The 650-nt window shown below is 45.4% G+C and carries 1 protein-coding gene; it reads right to left on the reverse strand.

The features are described from left to right. The coding region (locus BN338_RS10745) for a portal protein (protein ID WP_039762831.1) at positions 1-650 on the reverse strand (650 nt) is incomplete at both ends.

The raw sequence follows: 650 nt of genomic DNA on the forward strand, positions 1-650 counted from the left end.
AGGATCTTTCGTAGGACGCACAACCCCATAAAATTGTCTCTGGATCTTATCAAAATACCCCGTTATACACTCCCATCCCAATTGTCCGGCTGGCACTAAGGGTTGATCTGGCGGTAATAACAGTTTTTTGCCTAAGAAAGCACGCCTCACAACTTTTTTGTTGTACTTGGCTCCTTGAATATCTGGCATCACACAGCAAAGATGTTCAAATTCTTCCCTATTGTAATCACGCAATTCACCCGTTTCTAGATCAGGCGCTTTATAAAATTCTTCACTCTCAAACCAACGGCATTCCACAAGCGTAACCATTCGACGCCCGTTTTCGACGTCAAAGCTCTTCTCATCATTGTAGTCATCAAGATCATTGTGATGAACACCGTCATCTGAAGCTGAACCTCCATTGCAAGCCCAATCTGCATTCAATTCTGACCAATGGTTCTTCGGAAACATTTGTTTGGCAACAGCCAAGGGTTTACGATCGACATACCAAAGCCGCTGCGCATCGATCAAGTTTGGTTGCACCGCAGTGCTATCCCAAGCCATTTTTAAAGGATCTAAATGCGTGACAACCGGCTCTCCCTCAAGATTATCCTCATAATTCAACCGCGTGTCTGTCCACCCCATGCCGCAGATAACCGCATCTTGGAAGG

This window comes from Bartonella queenslandensis AUST/NH15 (assembly GCF_000312585.1).
Classification (GTDB): domain Bacteria; phylum Pseudomonadota; class Alphaproteobacteria; order Rhizobiales; family Rhizobiaceae; genus Bartonella; species Bartonella queenslandensis_A.